We start from the raw sequence: 20,108 nt of genomic DNA on the forward strand, positions 1-20,108 counted from the left end.
TCCTGTTTTTGTTATCGGGTATCAATGGCCGGAACAGAACGCAATACACACAGGTTTGTCTACGTGAATATCGTGATGAGTATCGGTAAGCAAGCCCGTTGAACGGTTGATTTCGAATACCTGTATGATATTGCTATCTCTGCAGGCACATAGCAGAAACTTGCCATTGGGCGTAATATTGAAGTTACGCGGGTGCATTCCGGTAAGCTGATACCCTACTTTTGTAAGCATTCCCGTTTCTGTATTTACTTTGAATATGGCGATGCCGTCGTTCTTCAGTCGGTTGCTCGAGTACAGAAAACGGCCGTCGGGCGAAATATGTATATCAGCTCCGCCGCGAGCATTCACTTCATCCGATTGTATTTCTTGGAGCATTTTCTTGTTTTTGTTCTGCAGATCGAATACCGTAACATTGCCCGATAGCTCGCTCATGATGTACAGAAATCTACCGTCGGAACTATATTCAATATGGCGAGGGCCCGAGTCTCGGGGCACTTTAACAAGTATCTTTGCCTTTCCTAACGTGCTTTTGTCTTTTTTAATTTCAATCTGTAACAGCCTGTCGGCACTAAAGTCTGTGGCGTATATGTGCTTTCCATTGGGAGCAAACCTTGTGCAATGGATGTGGGGAATTGCCTGACGATCGGCGTCGGGACCGCCGATACCTCCTTTTATCTGTCGAGACATCGGCTGCAGAATGCCCTCTGCATTCAAAGGAAATATACTCATAGAGCCGCCGGAATAGTTGGCCGTGAGAACTATTTTGCCGTTTGTGGCTATGTAGCAGGGATCTTCGCCATACGTTCTTTGGGTATTTATCAGTTGCATGGCTCCGGTATGTTTGTCGAATTTTACAGTGCTGACGGTTGCTGTGGTATCGTTTTTTTCCGATACGGCGTATATATGATTACCGTCTTTCGAAAGCGTAAGGTAAGAAGGGTTCTCTATATTCAGCGAATGTAAGGCTTTTACCGTCCCTGAATGTTGGTTGAAATCGAATGAATAGATGCCCTTGCTCGTTCCATCGGTATAAGTTCCGACGATTAACTTTAGGTTTTCTTGCGCTCTTATGCCCATTAACGGTAAGAAAAGTGCAGAAAGTGCGATGATTAGTCTTGCTTTCATATTGTTTAAAATTTAGTTATACGGTTTAATTTGGGTACAAAGATATGTTTTTCTTTGAAATCCGACAATGAATAGATTGCATACTTTTGCAAATTATGATTGTTGTCCGGTGCTGCAATGGGTGCCGGTGATAATATGTTTGTCGTAGGTACGGCAGGTAAAAACGGGCTGTTGTTTATTGCTCAACCGGCAGTGTGTTTTATAAATTTATTCTTGGCAGGTGCCTTTTTACAACGATTTTTTGTAATTTTGTGCACGTATTATGGACACAATAGGATTAACAGGAATGAGAAAGGGGATTGTGGGAGTGCAATTTCTCTTTGTAGCTTTCGGGAGTACAGTGCTTGTTCCGTTGCTTGTGGGGCTCGATCCGGCAACGGCATTGTTTACGGCTGGTTTAGGTACTTTTATCTTTCATTTCGTGACGAAAGGTAAAGTACCTATTTTTTTAGGCTCGAGTTTTGCGTTTATTGCGCCCATCATCGCGGCTTCGAAACAATGGGGAATGCCCGGAACCTTGGCAGGTTTGGCCGGCGTGTCGCTGGTCTACTTCGTGATGAGTGCCCTTGTAAAGTGGCAAGGCAGGAGGTTTCTCGATAAATTATTTCCTCCTGTAGTCATCGGACCGGTAATTATATTGATCGGACTTACACTGTCTGGCAGTGCTGTCGATATGGCCAAGACCGATTGGCTGCTTGCTTTCGTATCGTTGATAACGGCCATTCTCGTGCTTTCACTTGCCAAAGGATTGTTGAAACTGGTGCCTGTAATCTGTGGAATTATCGTGGGTTACACCGTTGCCCTGTGTATGGGAAAGGTCGATCTTGCCCCTGTAGCGGCCGCACCTTGGTTTGCTCTTCCGTCTTCTATAGCCTCTTTCCACCTTCCGTCGTTCTCTTGGGAGCCGTTCTTGTATATGATACCCGTGGCCATAGCGCCGGTTATCGAGCATATCGGCGATGTGTATGTGGTTGGGGCTGTGGCTCAAAAAGACTTTGTTAAGGATCCCGGGCTTCACAGAACCCTGTTGGGCGACGGGTTGGCATGCCTTTCGGCAGCCTTGTTGGGCGGGCCTCCCGTTACTACATATAGCGAAGTGACCGGCGCAATGTCTATCACAAAGATCACATATCCGCAGGTTGTCCGCATATCGGCGGCCACAGCAATCGTGTTCTCCGTGATAGGTAAGCTCAGTTCATTGCTGCAGAGCATCCCGTCGGCAGTACTCGGAGGTATCATGCTCCTGTTGTTCGGAACCATTGCCGGCGTGGGTATTCAGAATTTGGTGCAGCATCATGTCGACATGAACAGAACGCGCAACATCATTATCATATCCGTTACGCTCACCATGGGCATCGGTGGAGCGGTATTGTCTTGGGGGAGTTTCGCCATCAGCGGTATCGGACTCTCTGCTATCGTAGGGGTGATATTGAACTTAGTCCTTCCAAAAGAGAAAGAAAATGAAGCCTGATAACGATTTCGAACGGCTGTGGAGCGAGAATAGAAGGCGCATCTTAGAGGCCGATACCGAGTATCTGAGTATCAAAGAAAGCTACCGCATGAAGTCTGGAGCCGACTGGTTACTCTTCGGAATACCCGCTGTGGCTGCCATAGTCGTGCTAAATTTCTCTTTTTTCGGAAATGAATTGCTGAACTGGATGCTGGGTGCTGTGGCGGCAATCGTGTCGTTCGTTATTTGCGTGTGGGTAAAATCGCTGCTGAACGGCAGCCGTCCGCTCTCGGAAGTAGAGGAAGATATAAAGAAACGATGCAGGGAGAAGTACGAAAAGACAGGCGAACTGCTTTAAACGAACATCAGATCGCTCATGACCATATCGCTTACGTACAGCCCCTTGCGTGTCAGTCTTGCACGATCGCCATTAATTTCGAGCAAGCCCGAAGCAATGTGTTTGCGGGCATTCTTCATAAAATAATTTCTGAAATTCGGGTGCTGTTTGTTCAGATCGATGCCTTCGTAAGTTCGGAGAGCCGTGGTAATGGTGTCGTTATACACGGTCTCCGGCGATAGAATTTCTTTCTCCATCGGTATTTCGCCGTGCTCTATTCCCTGCATATATAGTTCAATATTGTCGATATTCCACTGCCTCGACCGGCAGTCATAGGAATGTGCAGCCGCGCCGATGCCTATGTATGGAACGGCTTGCCAATAGCTGCTGTTGTGACAGCTTCTGTATCCGGGCTTGGCAAAATTACTGATTTCGTAATGTTCATAGCCTGCGGAACAGAGTTTGTCTATCAGTATTTCGTACATACTTCGGCTTTTCTCTTCATCCGTTTCCTGTACCTTACCCAGCGAAAGCATCTTGAATAGCCGAGTGCCTTCCTCGTACATCAGACTGTAAGCCGATATATGTTCCACTTCCAAGGCTAAGGTGCGGTCGATATCCGTATGCCATTCGCCGAGCGTTTGGCCCGAAAAGCCGAACATAAGGTCGATGCTGATGTTATTGATGCCCGCTCTTCTTAAATCAGATACGGCAGAAACGATTTCAAGGGAGGTGTGCCGTCGGTTCAAAAAGCGCAGTCTGTCGTCGGAAAATGTTTGTGCTCCCAAGCTCACACGGTTGACAGGAAGTGAACGGAGTGCCGATGCAAAATCGGCAGTTACATCATCCGGATTGCATTCCAATGTGACCTCTTGCAGACAACCGGTATCATACACCTTATTAATATTATGGAATATCGTGCTTAGATGGCGATGCGAGAGCAACGAAGGCGTACCCCCGCCGAAATAAATCGTACGGATACGCCTGTCGGGCAGATAATCTTTCCGCAATTCCATCTCTTTGCAAACGGCTCTGACGTATCGGTCGATAAACTCAGATTGCGTGGTCGAGTAGAAGCCGCAGTATATGCAGCGGCTTTCGCAGAACGGAATATGTATGTAAAGTCCGTACATGAATGTTCAAATTTGTTACAAATTTACTAATATGTTTTAAAAGATACCACCAATTCATTTAATTCTTTTGCGCAATATAGGAAAAATGTATAACTTAGACGGCGAATGTTTAACAGACGAAAGTATTAACCATTTTAAATCTATAACCGTTATGCGAGTATATCAAACTAACGAAATTAAGAACATTGCCTTGGTTGGCAGTGCGGGTAGCGGCAAGACTACTCTTGCCGAAAGTATGCTTTTTGAGGCCGGACTCATTAAACGTCGCGGCAGTATAGAGGCCAAAAACACGGTCAGTGACTATTTCCCAGTTGAGCAAGAATACGGCTACTCGGTATTTCCAACTGTTTTTCATGTAGAGTGGAACAATAAAAAACTTAATATAATCGATTGCCCGGGGGCCGACGACTTTATAGGCGGAGCCATTACGGCATTGAATGTAACCGACGAAGCCGTTATTCTTATCAATGGTCAATACGGTCCTGAAGTCGGCACACAGAACGTTTTTCGCTATACAGAGAAGCTCAAGAAGCCGGTTATATTCCTCATTAATCAGCTGGATTCCGATAAATGTGACTTCGATGCCATTATCAACAACATGAAAGAGATATATGGACCGAAGTGCGTACAGATACAGTATCCGATAAATACAGGCAGTGATTTCAATTCGCTTATCGACGTTTTGCTGATGAAGAAGTTCACTTGGAAGCCGGAAGGTGGTACACCTACTGTTGAAGATATACCTGCCGAAGAGATGGACAAGGCTATGGAACTGCATAAAAAACTTGTTGAAACCGCTGCTGAAAACGATGAGAGTTTGATGGAGAAGTTCTTCGAAAGCGAGACACTTACCGAAGATGAGATGCGCGAAGGCATCCGTAAAGGGCTGATAACACGTTCTATATTCCCCATATTCTGTGTTTGTGCGGGCAAAGACATGGGCGTGCGTCGTCTGATGGAGTTCCTCGGAAACGTGGTACCCTTTGTGGGTGAGATGCCAAAGGTGCACAACTCGCGTGGCGAGGAAGTAGCTCCGAACAGCAATGGTCCGCAGTCTATCTATTTCTTTAAGACGGGTATGGAGCCACATATCGGTGAGGTGTCTTACTTTAAGGTAATGAGCGGAAGTGTTAAATCGGGCGATGATCTGACGAATTCCGACCGTGGAAGCAAGGAACGTATAGGGCAAATTTACGCTTGTGCGGGCGCCAACCGCGTGCCGGTAGACCAATTAAATGCCGGAGATATAGGCTGTACCGTGAAATTGAAAGATGTGAAAACGGGTAATACATTGAATGGAAAGGACGTAGAGCAGCGTTTTGATTTCATTAAATATCCAAACTCTAAGTATAGCCGTGCCATCAAAGCCGTGAATAGCGCCGAAATGGAGAAACTCATGGCTGCTCTGTTGAAGATGAGACAGGAAGATCCCACGTGGATAGTAGAGCAATCGAAAGAATTGAGGCAAACGATAGTGCACGGACAGGGTGAGTTTCATCTGCGTACACTGAAATGGCGTCTGGAAAACAACGAGAAACTTGCGGTGAAATTCGAAGAACCTAAGATACCTTATCGTGAGACCATCACCAAACAGGCACGTGCAGATTATCGGCATAAGAAGCAAAGTGGCGGCGCCGGACAGTTCGGAGAAGTGCATCTGATAGTAGAACCGTATGCGGAAGGCATGCCAGATCCTACCGTTTACAAGTTCAACGGACAGGAATTCAAAATGAATATAAAGAGCAAAGAAGAGGTAGATTTGGCATGGGGAGGTAAGCTGGTGTTCATAAATTCCGTTGTCGGAGGCGCCATAGACCTGCGCTTTATACCTGCTATTCTTAAGGGTGTGATGGACTGTATGGAGCATGGACCGCTCACAGGAAGCTATGCCCGCGACGTCAGAGTGGTTGTCTACGATGGAAAGATGCACCCTGTAGATTCGAATGAACTATCGTTTACGCTTGCTGCCCGCCATGCTTTTGCCGATGCATTCAAGCTTGCCGGCCCGAAAATACTTGAGCCCATTTACGATTTGGAGGTGTATGTGCCATCCGATTACATGGGCGATGTGATGAGCGACCTGCAGGGACGCCGCGCCTTGATCATGGGTATGGACAGCGAAGCGGGCTATCAGAAGCTGGCTGCAAAGATACCCTTGAAGGAGTTGGCCAACTATTCGATCTCGTTAAGCAGCCTTACCGGCGGTCGTGCTTCGTTTACTACGAAGTTTGCAAGCTACGAGTTGGTACCGAACGAGCTGCAGACAAAACTCATAGCCGAACATGAAACCGAGTTAAAAGAGGAAGAAGATTAATCGTTTTGTGCTCTCTTGTAAGAGTCGGAACATAATAATATAAGGTTCATATCCGTGTGTCGATACGCATAGGGTATGAACTTTTTTTTGATCACAAGGCATTCTGTGCTTTATAGATGCACGGTTTATGTCCGATATATACACCGTCTGTGCCGGATAGATGTATAGTGTGTTCTTGACAGGCGTATCAGTCAATGTATTTGAACCGAGAGCCCAATCGGAGCAGGTGGTAGATTAAGTCCAAAAGTCTCTGCTTTCTGTTGGTGTCATGGTGCCTCCGCATTTGGGGCATGTGTGCCCGTTCCATCGTGTAATTTTATCGTTTCCGCATCGTGGACATAGTCTTCCTGTCTCCGAATTGAACGATGGAGCCACGTCGCCTATCACTCCTCCGACCACAATATTCCGTATGGCTTTGCACTCCGGACATAAGATGGGCGTGATATGTTGTCCGAACAATCCCTTTCCTTCGTAGATTTCGGCTTCATATCCACATTTATTGCATCTGTAAATTCTCTTTAAAGCCATGTGTAGATGTTGTATGTTTAAATTTTATAGGGGAGTTGTTGCCCCCGCTTGTACATAAAACAGCGATGCATATAGATATTTCTGTTAGCGGCAGATGGAGAAATAGCACAAAAAAACCGTTGAGCTATGCCCAACGGTTCGTTTCTCTCATTTTTCAGTTCGAGCTATAATTACATAGCAGAATCTGCTGCTGCTGTATCAACTGCTGCTGTATCAACAGTATCAACTGCTACTGTGTCAGTGTCGTTTGTGTTAGCAGGAGCTGCTGTCTTCTTACAAGAAGAAGCAAAAGAGATAGCTACGATAGCTACGAACATTAAAACTAATTTCTTCATTTTCTTTGCTTTTTAAATCTGTAAAACAATCATTTGTTTATTAAAACGTTGCAAAGGTAAGTATTTTTTTAATATGTTGTCATTTTTTTTGTGACTTTTTTTCGATGTATTTGTAACTTCTTTCTAATCTATTGTATATCAGTAATTTGCAAACTGGTAACGAATGTTAAAGTTTTTCGGCAGGAGTATTTTCGTGTTATTTGCCATGTTTTTGGGATGTTTGGGGGCTAAAAAGTGATTGCCTTGCAGTAGAATTTGATGAAAAAACCGTAACTTTGCATTACGTATATAATATATAAGGTAGACCGGAGGATGTTTTTTCTCTGTTTGATGTATAATTTGGGTAAGGTAATATGATTGATTCGAGCGCTTTTCAGGGGAAAAAAGCCGTCTATTATACACTTGGTTGCAAGCTTAACTTCTCGGAAACGTCGACATTCGGCAAGCTGTTACAAGAATATGGTGTAACGAATGCTGCCGATGGAGAGCGGGCAGATATCTGTTTAATCAATACTTGTTCGGTAACAGAGGTGGCAGATCATAAATGCAGGCAGGCCATTCATCGCATGGTGAGGGATAATCCGGGGGCGTTTGTCGTGGTAACCGGTTGCTATGCACAGCTGGAATCGGAGACCGTGAGCAAGATAGAAGGAGTGGATTTGGTACTGGGTAGCAATGAAAAAGCTAATTTGGTACAGCGGTTGAACGATGCTTGGTTAGAGAAAAGTACTATCAGCAGTGCCAGCGGTTTCAACGAACATCTGCACGCTTTTCACTCGGTAAAGACGAAAGACATAAAAACTTTCGCTCCTTCTTGCTCGAGGGGAAACCGTACAAGATATTTCTTAAAAGTGCAAGATGGTTGCAATTACTTCTGTACTTATTGTACAATACCCTATGCAAGGGGCTTCTCTCGTAATCCTACTATTGCCTCCTTGGTTGAACAGGCCCGGCAGGCAGTGGCCGAAGGTGGTAAGGAAATTGTGCTTACCGGCGTGAACATCGGCGATTTCGGGGTAACTACAAATGAGCGTTTTATAGATTTGGTGAAGGCTTTAGATAAGGTCGAAGGCGTTAAAAGATACCGCATAAGCAGCTTGGAACCCGATCTTTTAGACGACGAACTGATAGAATATTGTGCCCGTTCGCGTGCTTTTATGCCACATTTTCATATTCCCTTGCAGAGTGGTTCCGATGATGTACTCAAGCTGATGCACCGACGTTACGATCGTACACTGTTCGCTCATAAGATACAATTGATAAAAGAAAAGATGCCAGATGCCTTTATAGGCGTGGATGTGATGGTGGGTTCTCGCGGGGAACGCCCCGAGTATTTCGAAGATTGTTACGATTTTCTTCGATCGCTGGATATAACTCAACTTCATGTTTTCCCTTATAGTGAGCGACCGGGTACCGCTGCACTGTCGATACCTTATGTAGTTGCCGAAAAAGAAAAGAAACTCCGTTCCAAACGTTTGTTGCAGCTTTCCGACGAAAAAATGCAGGCTTTCTATGCTAAATATATAGGGACGAAGGCCGAGGTGTTGTTCGAAAAGGCCACGGTGGGTAGGGCTATGCACGGTTTCACCAAAAACTATATCCGTGTGGAGTTGCCTGCATCGCTGGCACGTGAGGAATACGACAACCAATTGATTACCGTCGAGCTCGGTAATTTTAACCATGATAAATCATCATTAAAGGCGATATTATGAAATTGGCAATTGTTATATTGAACTGGAATGGGCGGGCTATGCTTGAAAAATACTTGCCCAAAGTGCTCGATTACTCACGTGACGAGGCGACAGTCTTTGTATCTGACAACGCTTCGACCGATGATTCGTTGCGCTGGATTGAGAAACATTGCCGAGAGTGCAAGACTATATCGCTTGAAAAGAATTGGGGTTTTGCCGATGGATATAACCAATCGTTGAAACAGATAGATGCTGAATATTACCTACTTCTCAATTCAGACATCGAAGTTACCCACCATTGGCTTACTCCTCTTATCGAATTTATGGATAATCACCCTGAAGTAGCGGCTTGCCAGCCTAAACTTTTGTCGGAAAAAGATAAGGACTCCTTTGAATATGCCGGTGCTTGCGGAGGCTTTTTAGATAGGTATGGTTACCCTTTTTGTAGAGGGCGTATTTTCGAAACTGTAGAAAAAGACTACGGACAATATGACTATTTACAGGAAATATTTTGGGCCTCGGGGGCTTGCATGATGGTTAGAAGCAAAGATTATTGGGCTGTCGGCGGGCTTGACGGGCGTTTCTTCGCCCACAATGAGGAGATCGACCTCTGTTGGCGCCTGCGTATTATGGGGCGAAAACTATATTGTATTCCCGAAAGTTATGTGTATCATGTGGGAGGAGGCACACTTCCGAAAGGCAATCCCATGAAAACTTTCCTTAATTTTCGTAACAACTTGACCATGCTTTACAAAAATCTACCCGAAAAAGACTTTATACATGTCATGCGTGTGAGGCGTGTGCTCGATTACGTAGCAGCCTTTGAAACACTCATCATTAACCGTAATTGGAGAGATTTTACGGCAATCTTCAAGGCAAGGAGAGCCTTTCGACGATGGCTTCCCGACTTTTACGAAGACCGTAAACGTATTCAGAACATGCGGAAAGACAGCACTGCAGATGAAAGAGAAAGTTTCTCTATCCTTCGTCTTTATTATATAAAAGGTATCAGGCAATATTCTAAAATAGTATAGAAAGTGCTATGCAATATACGCATTCTTAATTTTAACAATTTAAAGTTTAAGCGCTTATTTAACGTATTAATTTAATATTTTTAGCTTAAATGTTTGATTTTAAAATATTTTTTAGTACTTTTGTCGCAATAATTCGGATAATATTGTTACGGTGAGGAAGGTTTATTTCATATTTATGATAGCGATGTTGCTTTGTTCGGCATGCGAATATAAGCTGAAACCAAACGATGATGAGCAGGATTTTCGTATCGAAATTCAGCGTTATGACCGGTTGGAAAGTCGCTATCTTACTACAGGTGACTTCTCTGCATTGCAACAAATGAACACCGGTTACCCCATGGAAACGCGCACATTGATAGAAGATGTGCTGCAATTAGGTGAGGTAAACGATCCCGAAATCAATAGTAAATTTCTGAAATTCTATCAAGATACGCTTCTTCAAACCATCATTGCCGATGCCGAAACGCAGTATGCAAGCATGGATGACATTAATCGTAGTTTGGATAAAGCTTTCGAAAGGTTAGAGAAGATATTGCCTAAAATGGAATTGCCCACGGTGTATGCCCAAATCGGAGCATTGGATCAGAGCGTGGTTATCGGCGATAAATCGATTGGAATTTCATTGGATAAGTATCTTGGAAAGGACTATCCGCCCTATAAGAAGTTCTATTCGCAGCAGCAACGCAGTACGATGACGCGCGATTTCATTGTGCCCGATTGCCTGAATTTTTATCTGCTAAGTCTGTTCCCATTGAAGAATTATTCCAATAGGTCGCAGATGGAAAAAGACCTGCATATGGGGAAAGTGATGTGGGTTGTAAATAAAATCATGGATACCCATTTCTTCAATACCAAGTATGTGGACATGGTAGACGGGTATATGAAGAAAAATAAGAAGGTTAGCATAAAGGAAATGCTTCTTTCGGACAACTATCAACTTATTCAAGAAGCCGGATAAAACAGTCTTAGGCAGGCAGGCCTTTTTACCTTTTTTAAATTTTTATGGAAGCAATGCCTATCTTCTAAGAAACTTATATCAGCTTTTTAAAGGGCTTATATCTACTATCTGGTGGGGTTACATATACTGTTTGGTAAACTATGGCAGTAGCGATAGTAGTCTTTCTTTATAACAACAGGCCGGAAGAGTGGCGGGCATATTGTCCTTGGAATGCTTGGGTATGCCGAAGGTGTTGCATCAGCAGATTGGCGAACTCGTAGTTTTTCAGTCCCCATTTGGGGGCTACGAGCAGATCGGATGGTGCCTGACTCACAAATCTATCGAGTACCAAATCTTTACGTAACAGTTGTATGTAACCGACAATCAGTTCTATATATTCTTGCGGTGTGTATAAGTGGAACGGATGTTCGACGTATTCTTCGGCCAGCCGCGTGCCGCGTATGATCTGCATTTGGTGTATCTTGAGGATGTCGATGGGCAGTGCTGAGATGATAGGTGCTTGGCGCAGACTTTCTTCACGGTCTTCTTCGGGCAGTCCGAGTATGATGTGCGCGCCCGTAAGTATGCCCCTTGCATGCGTTCGTTCTACGGCCGATCGCGAACAGGCGAAGTCGTGTCCTCGGTTGATGTGTAGCAGTGTGCGGTCGTTAGCGGTCTCAATGCCGTATTCCACCAACACGAAAGTCTGTTTGTTCAGCCCTTCCAAGTAGTCGAGAAGAGCCTCCGGCATGCAGTCGGGGCGCGTTCCGATAACAATGCCGACCACGTCTTCTGTGCTCAGAGCCTCCTCGTACATGCGACGGAGCGACTCCAGCGGCGAATAGGTGTTGGTGTAGGCTTGGAAATAGGCAAGGTATTTCATGGCCGGATACTTCTTCGAGAAGAAGCGTTTGCCATCTTCGAGCTGTTCGGTTATAGTCTTTTTGCGGTTACAATACGCAGGGTTAAAGGTTCTGTTATCGCAATATGTGCAGCCTCCTCGGCCTGTTAACCCATCGCGGTTGGGGCATGTGAAGCCGGCATCTATGGAAATCTTCTGTACTTTATAGGGAAAACGTTGGCGGAGCCATGTACCAAAATCGTTGTAATATTGTTTCATTTGCTTGCAAAAGTAAGTAAAAATGTCTATCTTTGCAATAGGTTATAACGAAATATCTTATACGGATGAGAAAGATAATTGTATTTTTAGCAGCGTTATTTATGGTATGTTCAGACTTGCAAGCAGCAGAGAAAATGGATTTGAAGGCAATTGCAAAGGGTGAATTTGCCGCGAAAACCATTACAGGAATAACTCCTATCGAAGGTACAGACCGCTATGCACGCATCAGTAGCGACGGGAAACAGATTGTAGAATATTCGTTTAAGACAGGTAAGCAGACCGGTGTGCTCTTCGATGTAGATAATACGATGGGCGAGAAGATAACTTCTTTCGATGGTTATACGATGTCGCCCGATGGCAAGAAGATGCTTATACAGACGAAAACCGAACCGATTTACCGTCGTTCTTTTCGGGCTGTGTTCTATATTTATACCATCTCGTCGCGTAAGTTGCAGCGCCTATCCGATGGAGGTCCGCAACAAGTGCCTGTTTGGTCGCCGGATGGTAATCAAATAGCTTTCGTTCGAGATAATAATATCTATCTTGTAAAGCTGCTCTACGACAATGCCGAGAGCCAAGTAACCAAGGATGGACGGAAGAATGAGGTGATTAACGGCGTGCCGGACTGGGTAAATGAAGAGGAATTCGGGTTCAACAAAGCGTTGTGTTTCAATGCCGACGGCACAATGATTTGCTGGCTTCGCTACGACGAGAGTAAGGTGAAAACCTATTCCCTGCAGCTCTTCAAAGGTGAAAAGCCCGCGAGAGAAGAGTTTGCGGAGTACCCGGGACTTTATTCTTACAAGTATCCGAAGGCAGGAACCGATAACTCTGTGGTTACCGCATGGAGCTATGATATTAAAAGTCATAAGGCCAACCGGCTGCAAGTGCCGCTGGCAGAAGATGGATACATGCCGCGCATCAAGCCTACTGCCAATGCGGAGAAGATTATTGTGTACGCGATGAACCGCCATCAGAGCGAACTTAATCTTTACAGCGTGAACCCCCGCAGCACCGTTGCACAGCTCTTAGTTCAGGAAAAGAATACGAAATATGTGAAAGAAGAGGCAGTGGAAGGCATCATCATCGGCAAAAACAGTTTCTTATTGCCCAGTGATCGCAGCGGATACATGAATGTATATCTCTACAACATGAACGGTCAGCTGATGCGACAGATAGGAAACGGCACTTTCGATATTACCGCTGTTTACGGATATGATGAAGAAAACGGAGATGTGTATTATCAGGCTGCTTCCATCAATGCGCACGACCGTCAGGTGTTTGTGGCTCATAAGAACGGAAAGACCGACCGTCTGTCTGATCAAGAAGGATGGAATACGGCCGTGATTTCTGGCGATTATCGCTATCTGATCAACACTTGGAGCGATTACAATACACCTTATTTATATACGATACGTGATAATAAGGGTAAAATACTTTCCATCCAGTTGGACAACAACGAACTGAAAAGCAAGATATCCGGCTTTGGATGGACGAAAAAAGAAACGTTTACCTTTACTACTTCAGAGGGAGTGAAGCTCGACGGATGGATGATAAAGCCGACAGACTTCAATGCTGCGAAAAAATATCCCGTCATTATGTACCAATACAGTGGGCCTGCGAGCCAGCAGGTTGTAAACTCTTGGCGTGTCGGTTCTATGGGACAGGGCGGCGCTTTCGACTATTATTTGGCACAGCAGGGCTTTATAGTGGTCTGTGTAGATGGGCGTGGCACCGGCGGGCGCGGCTCCGAATTCGAGAAGTGTACCTATCTGAGGCTCGGAGACCTCGAGTCAAAGGATCAGGTAGAGGCGGCCTTGTGGCTGGGTAAGCAGTCTTTTGTGGATAAAAACCGTATCGGTATTTGGGGTTGGAGTTTCGGAGGTTTCAACACTTTGATGAGCATGAGCGAGGGACGTGCCGTGTTTAAGGCCGGCGTTGCCGTGGCTCCTCCAACGAATTGGAAGTATTACGACACGGTATATACCGAACGTTATATGCGTACACCTAAGGAAAATCCCGACGGTTATGCCCTTAATCCGATTGAACGTGCCGGTAAGTTGCAGGGTGCATTGCTTATCTGTCACGGTTCGGCCGACGATAATGTGCAGCCGCAGAATACTTTTGAGTACGCCGAAGCGCTTGTTCAGGCAGATAAAGACTTCAAAGAAAACTATTATACTAACCGAAATCACGGCATATCCGGCGGCAATACTCGTAATCATCTGATGAGACAGATTGCCAACTTCTTTATCAAAGAACTGAAATAACCAATCACAAATACATTATGAAGAAACTTTTATTAGGCGATGAAGCCATTGCTCAAGGGGCCATAGATGCCGGATTGAGTGGTGTGTATGCCTATCCGGGAACTCCGTCTACGGAGATTACCGAGTATATACAATGCTCGCCGGTGGCCAAGGAACGCGGTATTCACAGCAAATGGGCTACGAACGAGAAGACTGCAATGGAGCAAGCGCTGGGCATGTCGTATATGGGAAAGCGCGCACTTGTGTGCATGAAGCATGTCGGACTGAATGTCTGTGCCGATCCTTTTGTCAACTCGGCGATTACAGGTACCAATGGCGGCCTTGTCGTTCTGGTGGCCGATGATCCTTCCATGCACTCTTCGCAGGACGAACAAGATAGTCGTTTCTATGCTAAATTTGCAATGATTCCCTGTTTTGAGCCTTTCAATCAGCAGAATGCGTATGATATGATGGCGACAGCTTTCGATTATAGCGAGAGAATACATCTGCCTGTGCTCGTTAGAGTGACTACCCGTCTGGCGCATTCGCGCGCCGTTGTAGAGATAGCGGAGACATCTCGCCCTGAAAACGATATGAACTATGATGCCAAGGCGAGCGATTGGGTGCTGCTTCCTGCCTTTGCCAGAAAGCGCAATGATATGGTGACGGCTCAACAGGCTGCGCTTGAAGAAGACTCGGCAGGCTCATCTTATAACGCTTATATCGATGCTTCCGATCGTTCCCGCGGCGTGATAGCAAGCGGAATTGCATTCAATTACCTGAACGAATGTTATCCGCAGGGCTGTCCGTTCCCTGTTCTGAAGATCTCACAATACCCGTTACCCAAGAGACTTGTTAACAGATTGACTGCTGAATGCGATGAAGTATTGGTGATAGAAGAAGGTCAGCCCTTCATAGAAGATATGGTTAGAGGTGTTATGCCGGGCAATGCCGTCATTAAGGGCAAGTTTACGGGCGATCTGCCCCGTACGGGTGAGCTCACTCCGGATATCGTGAAGAAGGCTTTTGGACTTGAAATGGCACAGGGATATGCACCGTGCGAAGACGTTACATCGCGACCTCCCGCTCTTTGTAAGGGCTGCGGTCACCGCGATGTGTACAGTGTATTGAATGAAGTCTTATCGGAATATGACAACGCAAGGGTATTCGGCGACATCGGATGCTACACCTTGGGCTTTCTTCCGCCCTATAAAGCGATCCATGCCTGTGTGGATATGGGTGCCAGCATAGGCATGGCGAAGGGTGCTTCAGAGGCTGGACAGTGGCCGGCCATTGCCATTATCGGCGATTCTACTTTCACTCATAGCGGCATAGCGGGCCTTCTTGATGCGATAAACGAAAATTCTAACATCACCGTTATTATCAGCGACAACCTGACAACAGCGATGACGGGCGGGCAAGACAGTGCCGGTACCTCTAAATTCGAGGCGATCTGTCGCGGTTTGGGCGTAGAAGAAGCTCATTTGAAAGTGGTGGTTCCCCTCGCCAAGAATATGCCGGAGATCAAACAGATGCTCCGTGAGGAAATAGAATATAAAGGGGTGAGCGTTATCATTCCGAGGAGAGAGTGCGTGCAAACGCTTAAAAGACATGCGTCGGAGAAACGTAAAAACTAAGGAGAAAGCACAATGAAGACGGATATTATATTAAGTGGAGTAGGGGGACAGGGCATCCTTTCCATTGCAACGATTATAGGTGAAGCCGCCTTGAAGGACAATCTTTATATCAAACAGGCAGAGGTTCACGGCATGTCACAGCGTGGAGGAGATGTACAGAGCAACTTGAGATTGTCGTCGGAGCCCATTAATAGCGACCTTATACCATTAGGATGCGCCGATGTCATCATCTCTATGGAACCGATGGAGGCATTGAGATACCTGCCTTATCTTAGCAAGAAAGGCTGGATTATTACGTCGGTAACACCTTTTGTCAATATCCCCGACTATCCTGATTTAGATAAATTGAAAGCCGATTTGGCGAAAGTAGATAACGTGATTTTATTAGATATCGAACGTTTAGCTAAGGACAATGGCGTTCCGCGCAGTGCAAATGTGATCCTTCTCGGTGCGGCTCAGAAGGCTTTGGGCATAGCCTACGACAAGTTGGAGGATGCTGTACGCCGCGTATTTGTCCGTAAAGGCGATGCCATTGTGGAAGCTAATGTCAAGGCTTTGGCCATCGGACGCGGAGAACAGAGATAAACGTTTCGTTTAATTCCTACATGCAGATGGAAACACCTATCGAGAAAAAAATCATAGACGATGCGATCAGAGATTTCAAAATACAGGATTTCTCCAAAGCCACGATACGTGAAGTGAAGTCGATTGCAGCATTTGCCGAACGCGAGTCGGGTGTAGAGTTCATCAAGATGGAGATGGGAATACCGGGATTGCCGGCAGCCAAGGTCGGTGTAGAGGCGCAGATCAAGGCTTTACAGGACGGTATAGCCCGTACTTACCCCGATATTCAAGGTCTTCCTGAGCTCAAACGTCAGGCTTCCCGCTTCGTTAAAGCCTTTATAGGCATAGACATCAGTGCCGACGGATGTATTCCCGTTTGCGGAAGCATGCAGGGAACGTTCGCCTCATTCCTTACATGTTCGCAGGCCGATCCGCAGAAAGATACGGTGTTGTTCATAGATCCCGGCTTCCCTGTTCAGAAGATGCAACTCCAAGTGATGGGTGTGAAATACGAGACATTCGATGTGTACGATTATCGCGGAGATAAGCTGAAAGGTAAGATTGAGACGTATCTGGCGAAAGGGAACATCTGCGCCGTCGTTTACAGCAATCCCAACAATCCCTCGTGGGTGTGCCTGAACGAAGAGGAACTGCGCGGTATCGGCGAGCTTGCAACACAGTACGATGTCATTGTTATGGAAGACCTTGCCTATTTTGCGATGGATTTCAGGAAGCCTTTAAGCACTCCTTTCGAGCCTCCTTACCAAGCAACGGTGGCGCGATATACCGACAATTACATTCTTCTTATCAGCGGATCGAAGGCTTTTAGTTATGCCGGAGAGCGCATAGGAGTGACATGTATTTCCGACAAACTCTACTCTCGCCGTTACGATGCTCTTGCCCAACGCTACGAGGGGCTGCCTTTCGGGCAAGTATTTTCTACGCGCATGCTTTACGCATTAAGCTCTGGCACCAGTCATAGTGCCCAGTTTGCCATGGCAGCCATGCTGAAAGCTGCCGTAGAAGGTACGTATGATTTCAGAAAGGAAGTAGGTGTGTACGGAGAACGAGCACGCCGTTTGAAAGATATATTCTGCAAACATGGCTTTTACATCGTCTATGATAAGGACTTGGATGAGCCTGTTGCCGACGGATTTTATTTCACTATCGGGTATCCCCATATGACTTCGGGGCAGTTGGCGCACGAACTGATGTACTACGGGGTGAGCGCTATCTGCCTTATCACCACAGGAAGCCGGCAGGAAGGGTTGCGCGTGTGCACTTCGTTCATAGCTGATCATCAATACAAACTGCTCGAAGAACGAATGAAAATATTCGAAACGAACAACCCCGTCTGACCGTCTGCAACCGTTGGGAAGGCAGGTAAGAGGCTACGAATGCCCCTTTTACTAAATATTGCAAAACAAAAAAGAGATGGTAATCGAACACCATCTCTTTTTTATATTATAGGAGAATGAATTATTCACCCTTGATTGCAGCCACACCCGGGAGCACTTTACCCTCGATAGCTTCGAGCATTGCGCCGCCGCCTGTGGATACATAAGATACCTTATCGGCCAGTCCGAACTTGTTGACAGCAGCAACCGAGTCGCCGCCACCCACGAGAGAGAAAGCGCCGTTTTTCTGTGTAGCCTCGGCGACATACTTGGCTATCTCGCCCGTACCGTGGGCGAAATTCTCGAATTCGAATACTCCAACAGGGCCGTTCCATAGAATTGTTTTTGATGAAAGGATAATCTTCTTCCATTCTTCCAACGACTTTTCGGAAGCATCCATCCCTTCCCAGCCATCGGGAATATTGAATATGTCAACTACCTTACGGTTCGCATCGTTCGAGAACTTATCTCCGGCAACGGTAGCAACGGAGAGGCTCAGGTTTACACCTTTCTCCTTGGCAGTCTTCATAACGTTCAGAGCCTCCGGCATCAGGTCGTCTTCGTGGAGCGATTCGCCGATATGGCCGCCTTGCGCCTTAATAAAAGTGTAGCCCATACCGCCGCCTATGATCAGGTTATCTACCTTATCAAGCAGATTTTTGATGACTCCGAGCTTAGAACTTACCTTAGATCCGCCGATGATAGCGGTAAAAGGATGCTGCGCATTCTTCAACACGTTGTCGATAGCCTTTACCTCTTTTTCCATCAGATAGCCCAGCATCTTGTGGTCTGCATCGAAGCTGTCGGCGATAACTGCCGTAGAAGCGTGTCTGCGATGAGCTGTTCCGAACGCATCGTTTACGTAAACGTCTGCGTAAGAAGCCAGTTTCTCTGCAAATGCCTTTTGCTTTTTCTTCATTTCTTTCTTGGCTTCGTCGTATTCGGGCGTACCTTTTTCAACGCCTACAGGCTTGCCTTCCTCTTCCGGATAGAAGCGCAAGTTCTCGAGAAGCAATGCTTCTCCCGGCTTCAGAGCGGCAGCTGCCTCGTCTGCCTTGGCACAATCGGGAGCGAATTTCACCTCTACACCGAGCGCATTACTTACGTTCTTTACGATTTGGCTAAGTGAAAGTTCCGGTTTCACCTTACCTTTAGGCTTGCCCATATGGCTCATCATGATCAGTGCACCGCCATCTGCAAGCACTTTCTTTAGTGTAGGAAGCGCACCGCGTATGCGGGTATCGTCTGTAACATTACCTTGCTCGTCCAATGGAACATTGAAATCCACGCGAACTATTGCCTTCTTGCCGGCAAAGTTGAATTGTTCAATTGTCATTTTTCCTTATTATTTTAGTTAGAAATCTTATTTTTTATTTATTACAAAAATAGTACAAACCGAATGCAAAGAAGTCTGCTGTTATTTGCCGAGGCACTGTCTATTTTATGCAAAAATAATATATTTCCGCGATATACGGAAGTCTCAGCTCCACATTTTGTTCTTTTTTCTGCCGACAAACGGCCAAATGCAAGGCAGAGTTGGCAATTTTTATTACTTTTGCAGCGTATTAAAACATTTTGAAAATGAAAGATTCGGTGATTATAGTGAGCGGAGGAATGGACTCCGTTACCATGCTCTACGAGTATCAAGACCGCATTGCCTTGGGCATATCCTTCGATTACGGCAGCAATCATAATGCCAAGGAAATACCTTATGCACGCCTGCATTGCAAGCGACTCGGTATCAGACACATTGTTATAGACCTCGGTTTCGTGCATCAGTACTTTAAAAGCAGTCTTTTAGAAGGTGCAGACGCCATCCCCGAAGGCAGTTACAACGAGGGGAACATGAAGTCTACAGTGGTGCCGTTCCGCAATGGTATTATGCTTTCCATAGCCGTCGGCGTGGCCGAGAGCCACCATTTGAAATATGTAATGATGGCCAATCATGGCGGCGACCATGCCATCTATCCCGACTGTCGTCCCGATTTTGTGGCAGCGATGTCGACTGCCGCCACCGCCGGAACCTATGAAAAGGTGTGTGTTCTTGCCCCTTATACCGGCATAACCAAGACGGATATCGCCCGCAGAGGGCAGAAGTTCGGGGTGAATTTTGCCGAAACGTGGAGCTGTTACAAGGGAGGCGACAAGCATTGCGGGCATTGCGGAACGTGTCGTGAGCGCAAAGAGGCCTTGGCAGAAGCGGGGATAGAAGACCTTACAGAGTACGAAGAAAGGTGAGCGAGATGCCACTTGCAAT

17 protein-coding genes are annotated in these 20,108 nt (G+C 46.0%); 11 read left to right on the forward strand and 6 right to left on the reverse strand.

Going from position 1 to position 20,108, the window contains the following annotated elements; genetic code table 11:
• Positions 1-21 precede the first annotated feature (21 nt).
• The gene (locus HMPREF0663_RS09045; protein WP_004370161.1) at positions 22-1,125 is read right to left on the reverse strand and encodes a lactonase family protein; all 1,104 of its coding nucleotides are present in this window, start codon (positions 1,123-1,125) and stop codon (positions 22-24) included.
• Positions 1,126-1,387: 262 nt separating this feature from the next.
• Between HMPREF0663_RS09045 and HMPREF0663_RS09050 the strand changes: the two genes are divergently transcribed.
• Both HMPREF0663_RS09050 and HMPREF0663_RS09055 read left to right on the forward strand, forming a co-directional pair.
• Positions 1,388-2,596, forward strand: coding sequence for a uracil-xanthine permease family protein (locus HMPREF0663_RS09050; protein ID WP_004370164.1), 1,209 nt, complete (start codon positions 1,388-1,390; stop codon positions 2,594-2,596).
• Complete coding sequence (locus HMPREF0663_RS09055; RefSeq protein WP_004370166.1) at positions 2,586-2,933, forward strand: hypothetical protein; 348 nt, start codon at positions 2,586-2,588, stop codon at positions 2,931-2,933. Before HMPREF0663_RS09050 ends, HMPREF0663_RS09055 begins: the two co-directional genes overlap by 11 nt.
• On the opposite strand, the gene hemW is transcribed toward HMPREF0663_RS09055, so the two are convergent.
• A complete protein-coding gene (gene hemW, locus HMPREF0663_RS09060; RefSeq protein WP_004370167.1) occupies positions 2,930-4,045 on the reverse strand; it encodes a radical SAM family heme chaperone HemW in 1,116 nt (371 codons plus the stop codon). The two genes, HMPREF0663_RS09055 and hemW, sit on opposite strands and share 4 nt — an antisense overlap.
• Positions 4,046-4,196: 151 nt before the next feature.
• Here hemW and fusA2 point away from each other — a divergent pair, with 151 nt between their 5' ends.
• Entirely contained in the window at positions 4,197-6,359 is a 2,163-nt protein-coding gene (gene fusA2, locus HMPREF0663_RS09065) for an elongation factor G2 (protein ID WP_016665182.1), read from the forward strand.
• 234 nt (positions 6,360-6,593) lie between these two features.
• Here the strand turns inward: fusA2 and HMPREF0663_RS11775 are convergent, their stop codons facing one another.
• Both HMPREF0663_RS11775 and HMPREF0663_RS12080 read right to left on the reverse strand, forming a co-directional pair.
• Positions 6,594-6,887, reverse strand: coding sequence for a hypothetical protein (locus HMPREF0663_RS11775; RefSeq protein WP_004370169.1), 294 nt, complete (start codon positions 6,885-6,887; stop codon positions 6,594-6,596).
• 170 nt (positions 6,888-7,057) lie between these two features.
• On the reverse strand, positions 7,058-7,222 hold the full coding sequence (locus tag HMPREF0663_RS12080) for a hypothetical protein (RefSeq protein ID WP_004370170.1): 165 nt from the start codon (positions 7,220-7,222) through the stop codon (positions 7,058-7,060).
• Positions 7,223-7,575: 353 nt separating this feature from the next.
• Here HMPREF0663_RS12080 and mtaB point away from each other — a divergent pair, with 353 nt between their 5' ends.
• From mtaB to HMPREF0663_RS09080, 3 genes are all read left to right on the forward strand, one after another.
• Positions 7,576-8,934, forward strand: a complete 1,359-nt coding sequence (mtaB, locus tag HMPREF0663_RS09070) for a tRNA (N(6)-L-threonylcarbamoyladenosine(37)-C(2))-methylthiotransferase MtaB (RefSeq protein WP_004370171.1) — start codon at positions 7,576-7,578, stop codon at positions 8,932-8,934.
• Positions 8,931-9,947, forward strand: a complete 1,017-nt coding sequence (locus HMPREF0663_RS09075) for a glycosyltransferase family 2 protein (RefSeq protein ID WP_004370172.1) — start codon at positions 8,931-8,933, stop codon at positions 9,945-9,947. Before mtaB ends, HMPREF0663_RS09075 begins: the two co-directional genes overlap by 4 nt.
• A 151-nt stretch (positions 9,948-10,098) precedes the next feature.
• Positions 10,099-10,905, forward strand: a complete 807-nt coding sequence (locus tag HMPREF0663_RS09080; protein WP_234955587.1) for a gliding motility protein GldB-related protein — start codon at positions 10,099-10,101, stop codon at positions 10,903-10,905.
• Between the two features lie 166 nt (positions 10,906-11,071).
• On the opposite strand, the gene mnmL is transcribed toward HMPREF0663_RS09080, so the two are convergent.
• A complete protein-coding gene (mnmL, locus tag HMPREF0663_RS09085; protein ID WP_004370174.1) occupies positions 11,072-12,004 on the reverse strand; it encodes a tRNA modification radical SAM protein MnmL/YtqA in 933 nt (310 codons plus the stop codon).
• Between the two features lie 65 nt (positions 12,005-12,069).
• Between mnmL and HMPREF0663_RS09090 the strand changes: the two genes are divergently transcribed.
• The 4 genes from HMPREF0663_RS09090 to HMPREF0663_RS09105 are packed head-to-tail and all read left to right on the forward strand — an operon-like array spanning position 12,070 to position 17,812.
• On the forward strand, positions 12,070-14,274 hold the full coding sequence (locus HMPREF0663_RS09090; protein ID WP_004370175.1) for a S9 family peptidase: 2,205 nt from the start codon (positions 12,070-12,072) through the stop codon (positions 14,272-14,274).
• 17 nt (positions 14,275-14,291) lie between these two features.
• Positions 14,292-15,890 (forward strand): thiamine pyrophosphate-dependent enzyme, encoded by a 1,599-nt coding sequence (locus HMPREF0663_RS09095; protein ID WP_004370176.1) that lies wholly within the window; start codon positions 14,292-14,294, stop codon positions 15,888-15,890.
• 12 nt (positions 15,891-15,902) lie between these two features.
• A complete protein-coding gene (locus HMPREF0663_RS09100; protein WP_004370177.1) occupies positions 15,903-16,475 on the forward strand; it encodes an indolepyruvate oxidoreductase subunit beta in 573 nt (190 codons plus the stop codon).
• Between the two features lie 26 nt (positions 16,476-16,501).
• Positions 16,502-17,812, forward strand: coding sequence for a pyridoxal phosphate-dependent aminotransferase (locus tag HMPREF0663_RS09105; RefSeq protein WP_016665178.1), 1,311 nt, complete (start codon positions 16,502-16,504; stop codon positions 17,810-17,812).
• Between the two features lie 121 nt (positions 17,813-17,933).
• Here the strand turns inward: HMPREF0663_RS09105 and HMPREF0663_RS09110 are convergent, their stop codons facing one another.
• Complete coding sequence (locus HMPREF0663_RS09110; RefSeq protein WP_004370179.1) at positions 17,934-19,187, reverse strand: phosphoglycerate kinase; 1,254 nt, start codon at positions 19,185-19,187, stop codon at positions 17,934-17,936.
• A 245-nt stretch (positions 19,188-19,432) separates the two neighbouring features.
• Between HMPREF0663_RS09110 and queC the strand changes: the two genes are divergently transcribed.
• The gene (gene queC / locus HMPREF0663_RS09115; protein ID WP_004370181.1) at positions 19,433-20,089 is read left to right on the forward strand and encodes a 7-cyano-7-deazaguanine synthase QueC; all 657 of its coding nucleotides are present in this window, start codon (positions 19,433-19,435) and stop codon (positions 20,087-20,089) included.
• Positions 20,090-20,108: the final 19 nt, after the last annotated feature.

The organism is Hoylesella oralis ATCC 33269, from assembly GCF_000185145.2.
GTDB classification, from domain to species: Bacteria; Bacteroidota; Bacteroidia; order Bacteroidales; family Bacteroidaceae; genus Prevotella; species Prevotella phocaeensis.

What these genes read in the sequence shown, in the direction of transcription:
- HMPREF0663_RS11775 (WP_004370169.1), bottom strand. Translation starts at nt 6,887, where the DNA reads ATGGCTTTAAAGAGAATTTACAGATGCAATAAATGTGGATATGAAGCC.
- HMPREF0663_RS09090 (WP_004370175.1), top strand. Translation starts at nt 12,070, where the DNA reads ATGAGAAAGATAATTGTATTTTTAGCAGCGTTATTTATGGTATGTTCA.
- HMPREF0663_RS09100 (WP_004370177.1), top strand. Translation starts at nt 15,903, where the DNA reads ATGAAGACGGATATTATATTAAGTGGAGTAGGGGGACAGGGCATCCTT.
- HMPREF0663_RS09095 (WP_004370176.1), top strand. Translation starts at nt 14,292, where the DNA reads ATGAAGAAACTTTTATTAGGCGATGAAGCCATTGCTCAAGGGGCCATA.
- HMPREF0663_RS09105 (WP_016665178.1), top strand. Translation starts at nt 16,502, where the DNA reads ATGGAAACACCTATCGAGAAAAAAATCATAGACGATGCGATCAGAGAT.
- HMPREF0663_RS09045 (WP_004370161.1), bottom strand. Translation starts at nt 1,125, where the DNA reads ATGAAAGCAAGACTAATCATCGCACTTTCTGCACTTTTCTTACCGTTA.
- HMPREF0663_RS09055 (WP_004370166.1), top strand. Translation starts at nt 2,586, where the DNA reads ATGAAGCCTGATAACGATTTCGAACGGCTGTGGAGCGAGAATAGAAGG.
- hemW (WP_004370167.1), bottom strand. Translation starts at nt 4,045, where the DNA reads ATGTACGGACTTTACATACATATTCCGTTCTGCGAAAGCCGCTGCATA.
- HMPREF0663_RS09075 (WP_004370172.1), top strand. Translation starts at nt 8,931, where the DNA reads ATGAAATTGGCAATTGTTATATTGAACTGGAATGGGCGGGCTATGCTT.
- queC (WP_004370181.1), top strand. Translation starts at nt 19,433, where the DNA reads ATGAAAGATTCGGTGATTATAGTGAGCGGAGGAATGGACTCCGTTACC.
- mtaB (WP_004370171.1), top strand. Translation starts at nt 7,576, where the DNA reads ATGATTGATTCGAGCGCTTTTCAGGGGAAAAAAGCCGTCTATTATACA.
- HMPREF0663_RS09110 (WP_004370179.1), bottom strand. Translation starts at nt 19,187, where the DNA reads ATGACAATTGAACAATTCAACTTTGCCGGCAAGAAGGCAATAGTTCGC.
- HMPREF0663_RS12080 (WP_004370170.1), bottom strand. Translation starts at nt 7,222, where the DNA reads ATGAAGAAATTAGTTTTAATGTTCGTAGCTATCGTAGCTATCTCTTTT.
- fusA2 (WP_016665182.1), top strand. Translation starts at nt 4,197, where the DNA reads ATGCGAGTATATCAAACTAACGAAATTAAGAACATTGCCTTGGTTGGC.
- mnmL (WP_004370174.1), bottom strand. Translation starts at nt 12,004, where the DNA reads ATGAAACAATATTACAACGATTTTGGTACATGGCTCCGCCAACGTTTT.
- HMPREF0663_RS09050 (WP_004370164.1), top strand. Translation starts at nt 1,388, where the DNA reads ATGGACACAATAGGATTAACAGGAATGAGAAAGGGGATTGTGGGAGTG.